This window comes from Caulobacter sp. 1776 (assembly GCF_040545685.1).
Taxonomy (GTDB): Bacteria; Pseudomonadota; Alphaproteobacteria; order Caulobacterales; family Caulobacteraceae; genus Caulobacter.
Map to the genome: position 1 here is coordinate 188123 of NZ_JBEPMI010000002.1, position 15394 is coordinate 203516.

Consider the following 15394-nt stretch of genomic DNA (forward strand, 5'->3'; position numbering starts at 1 on the left):
ATGAGCGGCCTGACGGGATTGATCGCGGGGCTCGCCCTCGCCGTCCAGCAGGTTCCGCCGCCCCCGCCCTATCCGGACCCGGCGACCTGGTGGTCGCCGGACGTGCCGCGCCCGCCGCCCGAACTCGAGCCGCTCTATAACCGACGGCCAGGGCGCGACGAACAGCCGATCCCGATCGACAACGGCGTCCACCCGCTGCTTTACCGCCTCTGGGGACTGCAGCCGCTGCAAAGCCAGGTTCTCAAGCGGGGCGAACTGATCCTGGAAGTCTGGGCTCGGCCCGCGCGCGGCGTGCGCCAGGCCGTGGTCCGCGTCACCCTGCGCCGCGACGGCCGCGCCTTCGTCCAGGCCCGCGCCGGCCTCGGCTGCTGCACGCCCGAGATCGGCCGCCGGGTCGATATCGACGCCGAACTGGCCGCGCCGCAGATCGCGCCCCTCCGGTCCCTGCCCGCCGATCCGGCCTGGAGCCAGCCGCGCGCGGTGATCGTCGACTATGGCGGCGGGGCCGTCTCGGCGCTGTGCGTCGACGGCGTCTCGTGGGACGTGACCTTGCTGGTTCCCGGCCAGGCCCGCCATCTGCGTCGGGCTTGCGACGACGCCGAGGTCGGCTCGATCGCCCCTATCCTCGCCGCCGCCCTCGGCGCGGCGGTCGGGCGCGACCCGCGCTTCGACGCCGTCCTGCCCCGGGGCGCCGATTTCTCGCGCCAGCAGCGGGCCTATGACGACCTGCTGGCCAGTGGCGGCGGGCTGAAGGCCGGCGAGTCGAACCGGCCGCAGCCGCCGGCCGTCCCCTTGCCGCCGGAGGATGGGCAACCCGATTGACGACTTATGGTCGAATTATAATGTGACACAACTCACAGTCTAATTTCACATAACGATGTTACCCTTCCCTCGTCAAAGATCCTGGGAGGGACGCCATGACCTATCGTCGAGCTGTCGCCTACGCCTTCAAGACCATCCTGATCGGAACCGGCGCTGTTTGCGCGACCCTGGGCGCCTCCGCGTCGCAGGCGCAGACCACGCCGCAAATCGCCATCGTGCCGGCGAGCAGCAATCCGCCAGTGCCGGCCGGCCTCAAGGTCACCTGCACGCCCAACGCCAATACCGGCGCGCCGAGCCCGACCTGCCCTGTCATCCAGTACGGCGGGGTCACCACCTGGGCCTACAGCTTCATCGACAATCGCGTGTCCTACGGAATCGTCAGCTACGACGCCAATGGCGCGGTGCTGAAGAACATGACCCGCGACGGCGCGCGCTACGTCTACAAGATGACGGTCGACCCGATCGCCAAGACCGTCAGTATCTTTGGCCAGAGCGACGCCAAGGTCGACGTGGCCTGGAGCGACCTGCCGACGAGCAGCCCCGTCTATGCCTGGGTCCCCGCCGCGTCGCCGCCCGCCAATGTGGTCAAGGGCGCCAATATGGCCCAGGCTCCGGTGTGCCGAGGGCTGGGCCAGTACGACCGCCCCTGGGCCGGTTGGTGGGACGGCGCGGCCTGCAACGGCAGCTATGGCGGCAACAAGATGCCGGCGACCAAAAACGTCCAGTTCCTGACCTTGGTGTCGGGGACGGTCACCTGGACGCCTGGACAGTCGAGCCGCTACAATCAGGTCGGCCCCCTGCCGCCCAACAGTATCAACGCCGGCAAGACCTATAGCGGCTACGACCAGGTGCTGTGTTCGTACGGCGGCTATATCGGATGGGTGTATTCCAACATCTGCGAGCAGAGCGGCACGCATCAGGGCGGGATCGGCCCGTTCGTGCTGACGGGCGCCGTGCAGTAGGGATGATCGGCCCCGGCGCGGACGCCGGGGCCGCCACGCTCGGGGTCAGCCTACCTTCAGGAGGTTGAAGCGATAGAGTAGCGCGCCGAGGATCGCGCCGATCGCCGGGGCGACGAAAAACAGCCAGAGCTGCGCCAGAGCCTGGCCGCCGACCAGCACGGCCGGACCGAAGCTGCGGGCCGGATTGACCGAAACGCCGGTCACCTGGATGCCGACGATGTGGATCACCGCCAGGGCGATGCCGATCCCCAAGCCCGCGAAGCCGGGCGCGGCGTCGGCGCCGGTCGCGCCCAGGATGACGATCACGAACAGGGCCGTCATCACCACCTCGAACACGAAGGCGGCGTGCAGCGGATATTCGCCCAGATAGCCCGGACCCCAGCCGTTCTGGCCCAAACCATGGGTGGTTCCGCCGGCGATGCAGGCCAGCACGGCCGCGCCAGCCAAAGCGCCGGCGAACTGGGCGATCCAGTAGAGGCCCATCTCCTTGACGCTCATCCGGCCGGCCACGAACGCCGCCAGGCTGACCGCCGGATTGACATGGCAGCCCGAGACCGGACCGATCCCGTAGGCCAGGGCGATGATCGCGAAACCAAACGCCAGGGCCGTGCCCAGCTGACCAACATGGTCTCCGCCCAGCACGGCCGCGCCACAGCCAAATAGAACCAGAGCAAACGTACCGATGAACTCGGCAACAATTTTTGACATTTCGTCGTCTCCCCGATCGAATTTAAGCAAGTTCACGAGCCCTTGCGCTGTCGACCATGCAGGTTTTCGACGAGTCTTGGAATAGCTCTACTTAGTCTATGCGCCAGCCATCTGTTCCGGCTGCTCCCGCAGCCGCGCCACGTCCCTGAGCGGCGGCGCGCCGAACAGCCGCGCGTATTCGCGGCTGAACTGCGAGGGACTGTCATAGCCGACGCTATGGCCGGCCGTGGCCGCATCCAGGCGCTGGACCAGGATCAGCCGCCGCGCCTCCTGCAGCCGGATCTGTTTCTGATATTGCAGCGGCGACAGCGAGGTCACCGCCTTGAAGTGCTGGTGCAGGGCCGACGTGCTCATCCGCGCCTCCTCGGCGACGGCCTCGATGCTGAACGGCTGGTCGAAGTGGCGCTTGATCCAGCCGATGGCGCGATTGACCTGCCGCAGGCGGCCGTCGCGGCGTGCGATCTGGGCCAAGCGTGGGCCCTGGTCGCCGGTCAGCAGGCGATAGATGATCTCGCGCTCGATCAGCGGCGCCATGACCGCCACGTCCCCAGGCGTTTCCAGCAGGGCCACCATTCGGCCGACGGCGTCGAACAGCTGCGGCGTCATCGCCCCGGCCGACATGCCGCCGACCAGCGTCACCGCCGCGTCCAGCCGGCCGGCTAGGCCGCACTCCATGATCATCTCGCTGATCAGGTTCGCGTCGAGCACGATCCTGAAGCTGAGATAGGGCTTCTCCGGCGAGGCCTCCACCACCTGTCCCGTCACGGGCACGTCGATCGACGACAGGAAGAAGTGCCTGTCGTCGTACTCATGTACGGCCTCGCCGACCGTGACCCGCTTGCGGCCCTGGGCCAACACGCAAAAGGACGGGTCGTGCAGGCCGTGGTTGGGCTCGCTGGGCTGGGTGAGCCGATAGAGGTTCACCCTCGGGCAGCAGGTCTCGACCGGCCCTTCCTCCGGTGTGAATCGTTCAATCAGGGCGGCCAGCGCCTCACGCGTGCTCATGGAATTTCCTTGTTGGAACGCGGCTATTTGTAAGCCTTGCACGATCCTCCGTCACGCGACGGCGTTCGGTTCTGTAGGATTGTGCAATCATGCCGGAGCATCGGTCTACCGGCTAGACCGGCCCATGCCCCATAGTGGCCTCGTTCCGCTCCCCGACGCGGCAACTCCCAAAATCTGGATACGTGATGAGACGCTACACGCCCCGACGCGGCGTGGCGGCTCCGCGCTGGTTCGTCGCCGTCCTGCTGGGCGGCGCGGCCGCGCTGACCGCCATGACCGCCGCCCTTCCGCCCATGTCACCCGCCCCTGCCGCCAGCACCTGGAGGATCGCCCCATGATGATGTCCGCCATCGTTCCCCACATCCCGGTCGCCGGCGTCTGGACCTCGCCCGACGGCCACGTCTGCCTCGAACTGCGCGCCGACGGCCGCTTCATCGAGACCCGCGACGACTTCGCCGACGTGTTCACCGGCGTCTATGTTCTGGTCGGCGAAACGCTGAAGCTGTTCGAGGACCAGGGCGCGGTCGTCAGCGGCACATTGTCCAACGGCCGCCTAAGCCTGGGGACGGTCGAACAGCCGGCCTTCCATACGGAGGTGGAAGCTCCTATATTGTGATTGTCCGGCTTCGGCCGAACTATGGGGATAAACGCGCACGTAATAAGCGGACTGGACCCGGGTGCGATTCCCGGCGGCTCCACCAAACTCTCCCAAGTTATCATGGGACTGCATGGGGCCGATCAGCATCGACAGACGTGTAAAGGTGTCTGCTTTCCCTCGGCTTGATCCACCGTTTCGGGTCATTTTTCTAAATGCGAACGATAACTTCGCTGAAGAGTTCGCCGTCGCCGCGTAATGCGGTGCAGGTGAATTCGCCTCTTAAGTCCTAGGGGTTCAGATCCCTAGGCGGGGCCCGGAGGGAGCCTGCCAACAGAATCCCTCCACTTTCCACGACATCGCCGAGGCTCCCTCCTCTCTTTTCGAGAATTTATGGGGGAGCCTGCCAACAGAATCCCTTCACTTTCCACGACATCGCCGAGGCTCCCTCCTCTCTTTTCGAGAGGGTATGGGGGAGCCTGCCAACAGAATCCCTCCACTTTTCATCACATCGCCGAGGCTCCTTCCTCTGTTTTCGAGAAGGCATGGGGGAGCCTGCCAACAGAATCCCTCCATCTAATCCGCAAAACTGTCATCCCGGCCCAGGGGCGCGAAGCGATCCCGCCGAGCCGGGAGCTCCGCGCGCACCGCTGCAAACGGTTGCGCTTCCCGAAGCCCCGGATCTTCGTTGCGCTATGTCCGGGATGACAAAGGACCCGCTTTGCGCGAGGCCTCCGACGCGCTACGTTCCGGGCTTCGTTTTCAGTTCGAAGTCCCGACTCCAGCGCATGTCCCAGACCAATCCGCCCGAAGACCTCATGCAATACGAGGCCATGGCCCAGGACGCCCTGCGCGGCGTGGTCAAGGCGGCCCTCAAGAAAGCGGCCGCGCCCGGCGGCCTGCCCGAGCCGCACCACCTGTACATCACCTTCAAGACCAAGGCGGCCGGCGTTTCGGGTCCGCAGGACCTGCTAGGCAAGTATCCGGACGAGATGACCATCGTCCTGCAGCACCAGTACTGGGACCTCGCCCCCGGCGAGACCTTCTTCTCGGTGACGCTGAAGTTCGGCGGCCAGCCCAAGCGCTTGTCGGTGCCGTACGCGGCCCTGACCCGCTTCTATGACCCATCGGTGCAATTCGCGCTGCAGTTCGCGCCGCCCGAGGTGATCGAGGACAAGCCCGAACCAGAACCCGAAGCCGAGGACAAGCCCTCCGTCCCGGCGGGCGAGGATGGTCCCAAGATCGTCTCCCTGGACCAGTTCCGGAAAAAATGAGCGGCATCGCCTCGGACGCTCCCCAAACCTTGAGCGACGAGGCGATCCTCGCACGCTTCCGCGCGTCCAAGAACGCGCCGACCGGATCCCAGACCCTGGGCTTCGAAATGCTGGCCGTGCGCCAGGCCGAGCGCGAGGTCGAGGTCGGCTTCACGGCGCGCGCCGAGCTGCTGTGCAATCCGATGGGCCAGATCCAGGGCGGCTTCGTCTGCGCCATGCTGGACGAGTGCATGTCGGTGGCGGGTCTGGTCACCTCGGGTATGACCCATGTCGTCCCCACTCTAGAGATGAAGACCAGCTTCCTGCGCCCCGCCATGCCCGGATCGCTGCGCGGGGTCGGCCGCGTGGTCAAATGGGGCCGCACCGTCTGTTTCATGGAAGGCGAACTCTACGACGCCGACGGCCGGCTGCTGGCCAAGTCGACCGCCACCGCGATCCCGACGCCCTTCGCCAACTTCAAGAAATAGCCCGACCGAGAAGGGATAGAGCCATGCGGAGCGCGGCGGCGGTCATCGGACTTCTGGCTTTGCTCTTCCTGCCGCTCCAGCCCGCGCCGGCCGCCGCCCAGGCGACTAAAGCCGCCGGCCCGTTCTCGAACTGGGCCGCCGTGGTGGTGGCCGGCGACTTCCACGCCCATTCTGGCGGCCCGACCGAGGCCTTCGACAACGCCCGTCGCGACGTCTCCAACGCCTTGGTCGAGCTGGGCTTCGACAAGGCCGCTATCCAGCAGTTCTCGGTGCGCCCCGGGCGTTATCGCGCCGACAAGCCCGGCTATGCCGACGTGAACGCTATCCAGGACGCTCTGCGGATCAAGGCCCGGACCGCCAAGGCCGGCTGCCTGTTCTACATCAGCTCGCACGGCGGGCCTGAAGGGGCGATTCTCGGCGAAGGCGTGCTGCGGCCCCATCGTCTGGCCGCCCTGCTCGACGAGGCCTGCCCCAGCCGGCCTAGCGTGGTGGTGATCTCCGCCTGCTTTTCAGGCGTCTTCATTCCGCCATTGCAGAAAGGCGATCGCCTAGTGCTGACCGCCGCGCGCCCCGACCGCGCCTCGTTCGGCTGCGGTGAGAGCGACAAGTACCCGTATTTCGACGATTGCTTCCTGTCGTCCGCCCCCGGCGCGCGCGACTTCGCGGCCTTGGGCGCGGGGGTTCAGGCCTGCGTGGCGCGCAAGGAGAAGGAGACTGGCGCCGAGCCCGCCTCCGAGCCCCAGGTCTGGATCGGACCCGCCTTGCGGCCGATGCTGCCGCTCTACGCGTTCAATCGCGCCAAACCAAAGTCACCTTGACCGGCGATCGGGTTTGACCCTGGCCCGCAGCGCGCTACACAAACCCTAGAAGTTTTCCGCTTCACCCAGGGGACATCGTTGACGTCGCGCGTTTCGCCCGCGGCCGCCTACATGGCGGCCTTCATCGTACTTTGCTCCTGGGTCGGATCGACGGCGCTGGCGCAGGACGCTTCGACGCCTTCGCCGGCCGCCGGCGAACCGACGCTGAACGCCGCGCCGCGCCCCTATAACAGCCTGCGTCCGCGCCGAGTGCGTCCAGTCGTTCGGCGCGCCGTCCCGGCAGCCGCCACGACGCCGGTTCGTCCCAGTCCCGCGGCCACGGCGCCCGTTCCCCCCGCCGCCGCCGCAACGCCCACGGTCGCTCCGCCGCCGGCGTCGGCCAACGCCGCGCCGATGCCCGCGCCCCAACTGGAGGCCTTCGTCGACGGCGTCGTCCGCCGCGCCATGAGCCGCGACCACATCGCCGGCGCGACCATCTCGGTGGTCCAGAACGGCCAGGTGGTGCTGAAGAAGGGCTACGGCTTCGCCAACCTGGAACAGCGCAAGCCGGTCGATCCGGACAAGACCCTGTTCCGCGTCGCCTCGATCTCGAAGACGTTCACCTGGATCGCCCTGATGAACGAGATCGAGTCGGGCCACATGCGCCTCGACGGCCCGGTGAACCTCTACCTGCCCGAGCCGCTGCAGCTGAAGGACCAAGGCAAGAAGACCCCCGTACGCCTCAAGGACCTGATGACCCACACCGGCGGCTTCGAGGACCGGGCGCTGGGCCAGCTGTTCGAGCGCGATCCCAACCGCGTCCGCGCCCTGGCCGACTATCTGCGCCAGGAGCGTCCGCGCCGGGTGCGCGAACCGGGCCTGCTGCCCAGCTATTCCAACTATGGCGCGGCCCTGGCCGGGGCCGCCGTCGCCAACGTGGTCGGCAAGCCCTACGAGCAGCTGGTCACCGAGGAGATCATCCTGCCGGCCGGCATGGCCCACACCACCTTCCGCGAGGCCCGCCCCTGGCGCGACGGCCTGCCCGCGCCGATGAACGAGACCCTGGCGGCCGACCTGTCGGACGGCTTCTCGTGGACGCCGATGGGCTGGAAGACCCAGCCGCGCGAGTTCATGGGCCAGGTCGCGCCCGCCGCCGCCGCGTCCAGCACCGCCGGCGACATGGCCCGCTACATGACCCTGCTGCTGAACGGCGGGACGATCGACGGCAAGACCATCTTCTCGCCGAAGACCTCCCTGGCTTTCCGCACGCCGATGTACCGCCCCGCCCCCGAGGCCGCCGGCTGGAACGCCGGCTTCCAGGACACGCCCCTGCCGGGCGGTCGTCGCGGCTACGGCCACCAGGGCGCGACGCTGTACTTCTATTCGAACATGATGATCGTGCCGGATCTGGGCCTGGGGATCTTCGTCTCGGTCAATACCGACAGCGGCGCGAACCTGCCCGCCACCCTGCCCGCGACCATCGTCGAGCACTTCTACGCCCCCGCCCCGGCCGCGCCGCCGCCCAGCGCCCTGACCTATGACCAGGCCCGCAACTACGAGGGCGACTACCTGACCACCCGCCGCGCCTATGGCGGGCTGGAAGGCTTCACCAACCGCATCATCGGCCGCGCCACGGTGCGGGCCACGCCCGAGGGCCGGCTGACCGTCACCGAAGGCGGCGTCAGCACCCTGTTCAACGGCACCGACCATCCCGGCGTGTTCAAGGCGCTGGACAGCGCCCTGACCCTGGTGTTCGACACCAACGGCGACCGCCCTTCCCGCTTCTACGCCGCGCGCGGCTTCTCGACCTATGAGCGGATCGGCTTCTTCCGCTCGGCCAGCCTGCTGGTCTGGACCGTTGCGGCCTCGGTCCTGGCCTGCGCGGCGACCGTCCTGGGCGTCCTGTTCCGCAACCGTCGCGAGGCGCGCCAGACCCCCGTCCAGGCCCGCGCCAGCCAGATGCAGACGATGCAGTCGGTGCTGTGGCTGATCTCGGCGGCCTGCATGGGCGTGTTCGCGGCCAAGGCCGCCGACCAGACCAACGTCTTCTTCGGTTGGCCCAGCGGCTGGCTGCTGAGCGGCTCGGCCTGCGCCCTGGTCGCCTCGGTGCTGAGCATCCTGACCCTGGGCGTCCTGCCGATGGTCTGGCGCGGCGGCCGACGGGTCGACAGCTGGAGCGGCGGCCGCAAGGTGGCCTTCACCTTCACCGCCCTGCTGTTCGTGCTGCTGGCCGTCCTATTGGGCCTGTGGGGCTACCTGCTGCCCTGGAGCTGACCCCCTCCCTGAAACGTCACCGTACGGCGCCCTGCTTGCAGATCGCCGTTCCAGGAGACGAGCGAGGGAGACGCGACGTGTCAAAACTGGACGGTTTGGCGTTTGGGGGAACGGGGCTGGCGGCCTGGTCGGCGGCCACCCTGTTTTACGCCGCTTTCGGTGGGGGCCTTTTGGAAAGCGCCTTCTGGTTTTACGCACTGAACGCCTTCGCGGCCGCTGCAACGGTCACGTTCGCCTTCCAGGCGGTGGCGCGACTGACGCATACGCCGCGCCGCCGCCGGCTTTTCCCGATGATCCTGTTCTCGACCCCGGGCCTGGTGGCCGGCGCTCTGGTGGTGTCGCGCTACGCCGAGGTGATGCCGACGGGCGACCCGGTCAGCGTCGGCCGCTACGGCGCATTTCTGGCGGTGACCTACGTCGCCGTCGCGGCCTCAATCTTCGAGCGTGCGCCGCATAAGGTTTGAGGTCAGCTTCCGCACCTGGATGATGATCCGCTCGCGCTCGCCCGGACGCCGCTCGACCAGCAGCCGGGCGACCTGGGCGTCGTCGTGGAAGGCATAGCCCTTGATGGCGTCCAGCAGGGCCTTGGCCAGGTTGTCGAGATCCATCCACGGGGGCTCGCCGAGATATTCCATGCCGATCTCGACGCTGAATTCGCCCCAGGCCGGCCGCGCGCCGCGCCAGGCCTTGCGGAAGAACTCGTAGATCAGCGGCTTGTAGTACTTGCCCTGGGTGGTCAGGCCGTCGACCACGATGGTCAGCTCGCCCCCTGCTTCGCGGGCCCGGACCTTGCCGTGATGCGTCCAGTCGTCTTCCAGCAAGTTCAGAGCCTCAGATGGATCCCGCGCTTGTGCAGGGGGATCAGGATCGCGGTGATCAGAGCAAGAACCAGAACCGCGCACGCAAGGGAAGCCAGATAAGGATCCGCGATCGCCTTCTGCGTCAGGGCATAGACGAAGCCTTGCGGCGAGGGATTGGCGCCGCGCAGGACGTGCATCCCGCCGAACGCGCTCAGCAACTGGGACAGGATGAAGCCCAGGATCGCGTTGCCGCCCAGCACGATCGGGACGAAGCCCAGCCCCGGTCCCCGCCTGGACCGCGACAGCAGATCCAGACCGACGAACGCCACCGTCGAAATGCCGCCGCTCAGCAGGGCGAAACTGGGCGTCCAGATCCGTTTGACGATCGGCATCAGCGGGTCCAGCGCCAAGCCGGCGATGATCAGCGCGGCGCCCAGGGCCAGGACCGGCATGGGCTTGCGATCGCTCCGCATCGTCATGTGGGCCACGATCGCGCCGACCAGCACGTTGACGGTGGCCGGCAGGGTCGAGAGCAGGCCCTCGGGATCATAGGTCACGCCGACGCCCTCGGTCGTGCCGTAGGGCCACAGATGCGGGACGGTGAACACGACGCGGTCGATATAGGCCGGCAGCGAGCCGTTGGAATCCAGATGGCCGGGGCCGAAGCCCGGGACCGGCGCGAAGGCGAGCAACGCCCAGTACAGCGCCAGCAACGCCGCCGCCGCGACCGCCGCGACCGGCAGGTTGAACCTCAGGCGACCGTCTTCCCCGCGCCCCGCCGCGAGGACACAGATCGCCGTCGCCAGGGCGTAGCACAGCGCGATCCGTTGAAGGATGCCGGGAATGCGCAGGTGGGCCAGATTGAAATCCGGCAAGGCGTTGAGGACCAGGCCCAGCAGGATCAACAGCCCCGTCCGACGGGCGACCTTCAGCCATAGGGCCGAGCCGCCTCGGTCGGCCGAGGCCAGGCGCGGGACCATCAGGCCGATGGCCATGCCCACGCAGTAGAGGAAGGTCGGGAATACCAGGTCCGCCGGCGTCCAGCCGCGCCAGGCGGCGTGCTTCAGCGGCGCGTAGGTCATTTCCCAGGAACCAGGGCTGACCACCAAGATCATGCCCGCCACGGCCAGGCCGCGCAAAAAATCCAGCGCCACCATGCGCTGGCCAGGCTGACGGGCCGCCATTCGAAGTCCTCCCCCGACTTGTGGCGGTCTAGATGGAAGTCATTGACAGCGATGTCAACACTTATGCAGCGAGCATTTCCGTCAGCTTGAGCACCGTGTTCCAGTTGCGTGTGGTGCCGATCGGATGGCGCTTGGTCTTCTTCCAGTCCCTGTCCAGCAGCGAGTCCGCGATACTGATCGGGAAGTCGACATAGAGTTCGCGCGTCCCGACCGCGAACCGCTCGGGCCCGGTGATCGCCGCGCGCAGCACATCCTCGTCGCCCTTGGGCAGCGGCGCCTTCAGGAAGTTGACGATGACGTGGCTGGGATGATCCTGCGCCTCGGCCATGAACGGATTGGCCTCGACGATCGCGCGCATCTGGGCCGGAGAGCGCACCATGAACTCGGTGCGCAGGCCGATGCGCGCCTCGAGGGCGTCCTCCAGCGCCCGCTCCAAGGTCTCGCCGCCGGCATGGTCGCCCCAGAGCAGTAGGTTGCCGCTGGCCAGATAGGTCTTGGCGTCCTTGAAACCGGTGTCCTGGGCGATGCCCAGCAGGTCTTCCTTCAGCACCTTGCGCTTGCCGGTGTTGATCGAGCGCGGCAGCGCGACGAAGGCGTTCATCTAGAGCGCCTCGACGCGGACCGCCGAGCCGTAGGCCAGCACCTCGGTGATGCCTTCCATGATCTCGTTGGCGTCGTAGCGCGTGGCGAGAATGGCGTTGGCCCCGACCTCGCGGGCGTGGGCGACCAGCAGGTCATAGGCTTCCTGCCGGGCCGTTTCGGCCAGGTTGGTGTAGATCGACAGGTTGCCCCCGAACAGCGACTGGATCGAACCGCCGATATTGCCGATGACGCTGCGCGAGCGGACGGTGACGCCCCGCACCAGGCCCAGATGTTCGACGACGCGATAACCGGCCAGATCGTTGGTGGTGGTGACGAGCATGGGTCCCTCCTGCTGCCTTCGGTATAGCGAAGCCGATTGTGCGGCGCCACGGCGTTGCGCTTTGGGGGCGTTGCGAACCGGGGCCTCAGGGTCTAGACCGCGCTCGACCGTTTTTCCGGAGATCGCCGCATGACCGCCACGCGCATCGAGACCGACACCTTTGGCCCGATCGAAGTCGCCGCTGACCGCTATTGGGGCGCGCAAGCCCAGCGCAGCCTGGGCAACTTCAAGATCGGCTGGGAGAAGCAGCCCCTGCCGGTCGTCCGCGCCCTAGGCATCGTCAAGCGCGCCGCCGCCGAGACCAACCTGAAGCTGGGCAAGCTGGACCCGAAGATCGCCGAGACGATCATCGCCGCGGCCAACGAGGTCATCGACGGCAAGCTGAACGATCACTTCCCGCTGGTCGTCTGGCAGACCGGTTCGGGCACCCAGTCGAACATGAACGCCAACGAGGTGATCTCGAACCGCGCGATCGAGATGCTGGGCGGCGAGATGGGCAGCAAGAAGCCCGTCCACCCGAACGACCACGTCAATATGAGCCAGTCGTCGAACGACACCTATCCGACGGCCATGCACGTGGCGTGCGCCGAACAGATCGTCCACGATCTGCTGCCGGCCCTGAAGCATCTTCACGCCGCCCTGGAAGCCAAGACCAAGGCTTGGGCCGACATCATCAAGATCGGCCGCACCCATACCCAGGACGCCACCCCGCTGACCCTGGGCCAGGAGTTCGGCGGCTACACCCAGCAAGTCGCCAACGGGATCGAGCGCATCGAGAGCACCCTGCCCAAGCTGATGCAGCTGGCCCAGGGCGGCACCGCCGTCGGCACCGGCCTGAACGCCCCGATCGGTTTCGCGGAAGGCGTGGCCGAGGCCATCGCCAAGATCACGGGCCTGGCGTTCACCACCGCCCCGAACAAGTTCGAGGCCCTGGCCGCCCACGACGCCATGGTCTTCAGCCACGGCGCCATCAACACGGTCGCCGCCAGCCTGTTCAAGATCGCCAACGACATCCGCTTCCTGGGTTCGGGTCCGCGCGCCGGCCTCGGCGAACTGTCCCTGCCCGAGAACGAGCCGGGCTCGTCAATCATGCCGGGCAAGGTCAATCCGACCCAGTGCGAGGCCCTGACCCAAGTCTGCGTCCAAGTGTTCGGCAACCACGCCGCCCTGACCTTCGCCGGCAGCCAGGGCCATTTCGAGCTGAACGTCTTCAACCCGGTGATGGCCTATAATTTCCTGCAGTCGGTGCGCCTGCTGGCCGACGCGGCGATCAGCTTCACCGACAACTGCGTGGTCGGCATCGAGCCGCGCATCGACAACATCAAGAAGGGCGTCGAGAACAGCCTGATGCTGGTCACGGCCCTGAACGGCAGACTGGGCTACGACATCTGCGCCAAGATCGCCAAGACCGCGCACAAGAACGGCACGACCCTGCGCGAAGAGGCTGTCGGCGGCGGCTATCTGACGAACGAAGAGTTCGACGAATACGTCCGTCCGGAAAAGATGGTCTCGCCCGGCTGATGCTGCAGCTGGTTCGTCTGGCCGACGAACCGCCGGACGGTTTCGACGACCTGGTCGCCGAGGCCTCCGGCGAAGGCGTGCGCAACATGGCCCGGCTAGCCGAGAGCTGGCGGGGCGGCGCGCGTTTCCAGGGCGATGGCGAGGCCCTGTTCGCCGCGTTCCTGGTGGGCGAGCTGGCGGGGATCGGCGGCCTGTCCGTCGAACCCGCTTCCGCTGAACCGGCGCGCCGCCTGCGCCGCTTTTACGTCCGTCCTGCGATGCGTCGGCGGGGCGTGGCGACCGCCCTGGCCTCGGCCTTGATCCACGAGGGTTTCGACGGCGTGGCTCTGCTGACGGTCAACGCGCAGGCCTCGGACGGGGCCGCGCCCTTTTGGGAGGCACAGGGCTTCGTGGCCGACACAAGCGGCCCGTGGACCCATACGCTGCGGCGTGCGGCTTCGCGCTGGCCATAAAGCGCGCTATCGTGCTGGCCATGGACGCGCCCGAACTCGACCTCGGCATCGACCCCGAACTGCTGGCCCAGGCCAAGCGGTTGGGCATCTCGGTGTCGGGCATGAGCGAAACCCAGCTGCGGCTGCATCTCCAGAAGGTCGATCCCGCAGGCGCCGAGGAGCGCGCCCGTCGCTGGGCGGAGGAGAACGCCGAGGCGATCAAGGAGCATAACGAGCGCATCGAGCGTCGCGGCCTGATCTCCGACCACTTCAGACGGTGGTAGTTTGCGCCAATTCGACGCCTACCAAAATCCGTCTCCAGAGGCGCGTTTGATCGCGCCATACCTCGTTGTTCTTTCCTCGCATCACCTGCATGGCTTATCCGAGGTCATTGTCGCACCAGCCGTCAATGATGCGACACGAGTGATCGGTGATCTGGAGATAGCGGTCGAAGTCCAGGACGCCCCCTTGACCTTGGTGGTCAGCGAACTCTTCAGCCTCTCCGCGACCGCGCTGCGTCGGCGCGCCGGCAGCTTGGTCGAGCACGAGGACGCCATTCGTCGCGCGCTCGACCGCCTATTCACCGGCTTCTAGCGCCGCACCACGTCCCGGCCGATCGGGGCCAGGGCGATATAGGCCAATTGCAGATCCTTGATCGCGAACGGGATGCCGATGATCGTCACGGCTTCGGCGACGGCGACCACGACGTGGCCCAGGGCCAGCCACCAGCCGGCCAGGATGAACCAGATCACGTTCAGCACGGTCCCCAGCGGGCCGGTGCCGACGTCCGAGCGACCCAGCACCTCGCGATGCACGATCTCCTTGCCGAACGGCCAGAAGGCGAAGCCGGCGATGCGGAAGGCCGCGCCCGCATAGGGCAGGCCAACGATGGTGATGGCCAGCAGCACGCCGGCCAGCAGCCAGCCCAGTCCCGTGACGAGACCGCCGCAGATGAACCAGAGAACGTTCAGGATGAAACGGATCATTTGTAGCCCCCAATGGGGTCCCCAATCAGGCCCTTCGAGGCCCAGGCCCCGTACGTGGCCCCGTCTTGCCCCGCTGTGAAGGCCGCGAGGCCCGGATTACACCGAATTCACCGCCTACTTGATCAGCTGCCAGCGCTTGGCCCAACGGCTTTTGCCGATCGGGGCCAGGGCCAGGAGGTAGATACCGGCGTAGATCACCGTCCCGACCGCGATCAGCGCCCAGGACCAGGGGCTGGGCATGTGCAGGGTCGGCGCCGTGGTGACCCAGTCGTGGCGCGGCGACGTGAACTCCAGCCACAGGCCGCCGATCCAGATCAGGGCGAACAGGGCCACGATCGGATAGCGCAGGATCGGGCTGCGCTGGACCAGCAGCACGGTCTGGACGAAGGCCGCCGCCGCGCAGGCGACCAGGCCGGCCAGCCACGGCTGCCACGCGCCAGGAAAGAACCGCGCCGTCCGCAGGCCGGCCCACAGCGGCGCCCACAAGATCGGTCCCAGCATCAGGATGACCAGCACCGCGCCGATCAGCACGCCCAGGCCGCCGCCGATCACCTTGCCCGCCGCCTCGCCGGCCTCGTGAGGCCGCACGTTCGGATCGCCGCCGGGATTCTCGGGAGAGCTCGCGATGACCGTCCGCAGCCTCGGC

At 67.4% G+C, this 15394-nt stretch carries 21 protein-coding genes and 1 other RNA gene; 14 read left to right on the top strand and 8 right to left on the bottom strand.

Annotated elements, in window-relative coordinates; all coding sequences use genetic code 11:
- A complete protein-coding gene (locus ABIC66_RS06315; protein WP_354068654.1) occupies nucleotides 1-822 on the top strand; it encodes a hypothetical protein in 822 nt (273 codons plus the stop codon).
- Nucleotides 823-917: 95 nt separating this feature from the next.
- Complete coding sequence (locus tag ABIC66_RS06320; RefSeq protein WP_354068656.1) at nucleotides 918-1784, top strand: hypothetical protein; 867 nt, start codon at nucleotides 918-920, stop codon at nucleotides 1782-1784.
- A 45-nt stretch (nucleotides 1785-1829) separates the two neighbouring features.
- Here the strand turns inward: ABIC66_RS06320 and ABIC66_RS06325 are convergent, their stop codons facing one another.
- On the bottom strand, nucleotides 1830-2492 hold the full coding sequence (locus tag ABIC66_RS06325; protein ID WP_354068657.1) for an aquaporin: 663 nt from the start codon (nucleotides 2490-2492) through the stop codon (nucleotides 1830-1832).
- 96 nt (nucleotides 2493-2588) lie between these two features.
- Nucleotides 2589-3497, bottom strand: coding sequence for an AraC family transcriptional regulator (locus ABIC66_RS06330; RefSeq protein ID WP_354068659.1), 909 nt, complete (start codon nucleotides 3495-3497; stop codon nucleotides 2589-2591).
- A 185-nt stretch (nucleotides 3498-3682) separates the two neighbouring features.
- On the opposite strand from ABIC66_RS06330, the gene ABIC66_RS06335 reads away from it, so the two are divergent.
- From ABIC66_RS06335 to ABIC66_RS06370, 8 genes are all read left to right on the top strand, one after another.
- On the top strand, nucleotides 3683-3835 hold the full coding sequence (locus tag ABIC66_RS06335; RefSeq protein WP_354068661.1) for a hypothetical protein: 153 nt from the start codon (nucleotides 3683-3685) through the stop codon (nucleotides 3833-3835).
- Complete coding sequence (locus tag ABIC66_RS06340; protein WP_354068662.1) at nucleotides 3832-4113, top strand: Atu4866 domain-containing protein; 282 nt, start codon at nucleotides 3832-3834, stop codon at nucleotides 4111-4113. The genes ABIC66_RS06335 and ABIC66_RS06340 overlap by 4 nt, the downstream gene beginning before the upstream one ends.
- Nucleotides 4077-4441: a transfer-messenger RNA gene (ssrA, locus tag ABIC66_RS06345) on the top strand. Before ABIC66_RS06340 ends, ssrA begins: the two co-directional genes overlap by 37 nt.
- Before the next feature lie 439 nt (nucleotides 4442-4880).
- Nucleotides 4881-5366 carry an SspB family protein gene (locus tag ABIC66_RS06350; protein ID WP_354068664.1) on the top strand — a complete coding sequence of 162 codons (486 nt, stop codon included), beginning with the start codon at nucleotides 4881-4883 and terminating at the stop codon, nucleotides 5364-5366.
- Nucleotides 5363-5833 (top strand): PaaI family thioesterase, encoded by a 471-nt coding sequence (locus ABIC66_RS06355; protein WP_354068666.1) that lies wholly within the window; start codon nucleotides 5363-5365, stop codon nucleotides 5831-5833. Before ABIC66_RS06350 ends, ABIC66_RS06355 begins: the two co-directional genes overlap by 4 nt.
- Nucleotides 5834-5856: 23 nt before the next feature.
- Nucleotides 5857-6651 carry a C13 family peptidase gene (locus ABIC66_RS06360; RefSeq protein ID WP_354068668.1) on the top strand — a complete coding sequence of 265 codons (795 nt, stop codon included), beginning with the start codon at nucleotides 5857-5859 and terminating at the stop codon, nucleotides 6649-6651.
- Between the two features lie 78 nt (nucleotides 6652-6729).
- Nucleotides 6730-8904 (top strand): serine hydrolase domain-containing protein, encoded by a 2175-nt coding sequence (locus ABIC66_RS06365; protein WP_354068670.1) that lies wholly within the window; start codon nucleotides 6730-6732, stop codon nucleotides 8902-8904.
- Between the two features lie 77 nt (nucleotides 8905-8981).
- Nucleotides 8982-9368 (top strand): hypothetical protein, encoded by a 387-nt coding sequence (locus ABIC66_RS06370; protein ID WP_354068671.1) that lies wholly within the window; start codon nucleotides 8982-8984, stop codon nucleotides 9366-9368.
- Here the strand turns inward: ABIC66_RS06370 and ABIC66_RS06375 are convergent.
- The 4 genes from ABIC66_RS06375 to ABIC66_RS06390 form a co-directional block, all read right to left on the bottom strand.
- Nucleotides 9336-9725: a RusA family crossover junction endodeoxyribonuclease gene (locus ABIC66_RS06375; protein WP_354068673.1), complete on the bottom strand. Its 390-nt coding sequence runs from the start codon at nucleotides 9723-9725 to the stop codon at nucleotides 9336-9338. The genes ABIC66_RS06370 and ABIC66_RS06375 overlap by 33 nt on opposite strands.
- Nucleotides 9726-9727: 2 nt before the next feature.
- Nucleotides 9728-10888, bottom strand: a complete 1161-nt coding sequence (locus ABIC66_RS06380) for an acyltransferase family protein (protein WP_354068675.1) — start codon at nucleotides 10886-10888, stop codon at nucleotides 9728-9730.
- A gap of 61 nt (nucleotides 10889-10949) precedes the next feature.
- On the bottom strand, nucleotides 10950-11489 hold the full coding sequence (locus ABIC66_RS06385; protein WP_354068677.1) for a DUF1697 domain-containing protein: 540 nt from the start codon (nucleotides 11487-11489) through the stop codon (nucleotides 10950-10952).
- Nucleotides 11490-11810: a YbjQ family protein gene (locus tag ABIC66_RS06390; RefSeq protein ID WP_354068679.1), complete on the bottom strand. Its 321-nt coding sequence runs from the start codon at nucleotides 11808-11810 to the stop codon at nucleotides 11490-11492.
- Nucleotides 11811-11939: 129 nt separating this feature from the next.
- Between ABIC66_RS06390 and fumC the strand changes: the two genes are divergently transcribed.
- Genes fumC through ABIC66_RS06410 form a run of 4 tightly spaced genes read left to right on the top strand, consistent with a single transcriptional unit; the run spans nucleotide 11940 to nucleotide 14356 of the window.
- Nucleotides 11940-13331 (top strand): class II fumarate hydratase, encoded by a 1392-nt coding sequence (gene fumC, locus ABIC66_RS06395; RefSeq protein ID WP_354068681.1) that lies wholly within the window; start codon nucleotides 11940-11942, stop codon nucleotides 13329-13331.
- Complete coding sequence (locus ABIC66_RS06400; protein WP_354068683.1) at nucleotides 13331-13783, top strand: GNAT family N-acetyltransferase; 453 nt, start codon at nucleotides 13331-13333, stop codon at nucleotides 13781-13783. Before fumC ends, ABIC66_RS06400 begins: the two co-directional genes overlap by 1 nt.
- A 20-nt stretch (nucleotides 13784-13803) precedes the next feature.
- The gene (locus tag ABIC66_RS06405) at nucleotides 13804-14046 is read left to right on the top strand and encodes a type II toxin-antitoxin system CcdA family antitoxin (protein ID WP_354069381.1); all 243 of its coding nucleotides are present in this window, start codon (nucleotides 13804-13806) and stop codon (nucleotides 14044-14046) included.
- 1 nt (nucleotide 14047) lies between these two features.
- Nucleotides 14048-14356 (top strand): CcdB family protein, encoded by a 309-nt coding sequence (locus tag ABIC66_RS06410; protein WP_354068685.1) that lies wholly within the window; start codon nucleotides 14048-14050, stop codon nucleotides 14354-14356.
- Here ABIC66_RS06410 and ABIC66_RS06415 read toward each other — a convergent pair.
- Nucleotides 14353-14748 carry a YccF domain-containing protein gene (locus tag ABIC66_RS06415; RefSeq protein ID WP_354068686.1) on the bottom strand — a complete coding sequence of 132 codons (396 nt, stop codon included), beginning with the start codon at nucleotides 14746-14748 and terminating at the stop codon, nucleotides 14353-14355. The genes ABIC66_RS06410 and ABIC66_RS06415 overlap by 4 nt on opposite strands.
- A 114-nt stretch (nucleotides 14749-14862) precedes the next feature.
- On the bottom strand, nucleotides 14863-15336 hold the full coding sequence (locus tag ABIC66_RS06420; RefSeq protein WP_354068687.1) for a hypothetical protein: 474 nt from the start codon (nucleotides 15334-15336) through the stop codon (nucleotides 14863-14865).
- Between the last annotated feature and the right edge of the window lie 58 nt (nucleotides 15337-15394).

Excerpts from the sequence above, each read along its gene's own strand:
- ABIC66_RS06380 (WP_354068675.1), bottom strand. The coding sequence starts at position 10,888 with ATGGCGGCCCGTCAGCCTGGCCAGCGCATGGTGGCGCTGGATTTTTTG.
- ABIC66_RS06405 (WP_354069381.1), top strand. The coding sequence starts at position 13,804 with ATGGACGCGCCCGAACTCGACCTCGGCATCGACCCCGAACTGCTGGCC.
- fumC (WP_354068681.1), top strand. The coding sequence starts at position 11,940 with ATGACCGCCACGCGCATCGAGACCGACACCTTTGGCCCGATCGAAGTC.
- ABIC66_RS06335 (WP_354068661.1), top strand. The coding sequence starts at position 3,683 with ATGAGACGCTACACGCCCCGACGCGGCGTGGCGGCTCCGCGCTGGTTC.
- ABIC66_RS06350 (WP_354068664.1), top strand. The coding sequence starts at position 4,881 with ATGTCCCAGACCAATCCGCCCGAAGACCTCATGCAATACGAGGCCATG.
- ABIC66_RS06320 (WP_354068656.1), top strand. The coding sequence starts at position 918 with ATGACCTATCGTCGAGCTGTCGCCTACGCCTTCAAGACCATCCTGATC.
- ABIC66_RS06340 (WP_354068662.1), top strand. The coding sequence starts at position 3,832 with ATGATGATGTCCGCCATCGTTCCCCACATCCCGGTCGCCGGCGTCTGG.
- ABIC66_RS06415 (WP_354068686.1), bottom strand. The coding sequence starts at position 14,748 with ATGATCCGTTTCATCCTGAACGTTCTCTGGTTCATCTGCGGCGGTCTC.
- ABIC66_RS06315 (WP_354068654.1), top strand. The coding sequence starts at position 1 with ATGAGCGGCCTGACGGGATTGATCGCGGGGCTCGCCCTCGCCGTCCAG.
- ABIC66_RS06385 (WP_354068677.1), bottom strand. The coding sequence starts at position 11,489 with ATGAACGCCTTCGTCGCGCTGCCGCGCTCGATCAACACCGGCAAGCGC.
- ABIC66_RS06400 (WP_354068683.1), top strand. The coding sequence starts at position 13,331 with ATGCTGCAGCTGGTTCGTCTGGCCGACGAACCGCCGGACGGTTTCGAC.
- ABIC66_RS06325 (WP_354068657.1), bottom strand. The coding sequence starts at position 2,492 with ATGTCAAAAATTGTTGCCGAGTTCATCGGTACGTTTGCTCTGGTTCTA.
- ABIC66_RS06355 (WP_354068666.1), top strand. The coding sequence starts at position 5,363 with ATGAGCGGCATCGCCTCGGACGCTCCCCAAACCTTGAGCGACGAGGCG.
- ABIC66_RS06330 (WP_354068659.1), bottom strand. The coding sequence starts at position 3,497 with ATGAGCACGCGTGAGGCGCTGGCCGCCCTGATTGAACGATTCACACCG.
- ABIC66_RS06360 (WP_354068668.1), top strand. The coding sequence starts at position 5,857 with ATGCGGAGCGCGGCGGCGGTCATCGGACTTCTGGCTTTGCTCTTCCTG.
- ABIC66_RS06390 (WP_354068679.1), bottom strand. The coding sequence starts at position 11,810 with ATGCTCGTCACCACCACCAACGATCTGGCCGGTTATCGCGTCGTCGAA.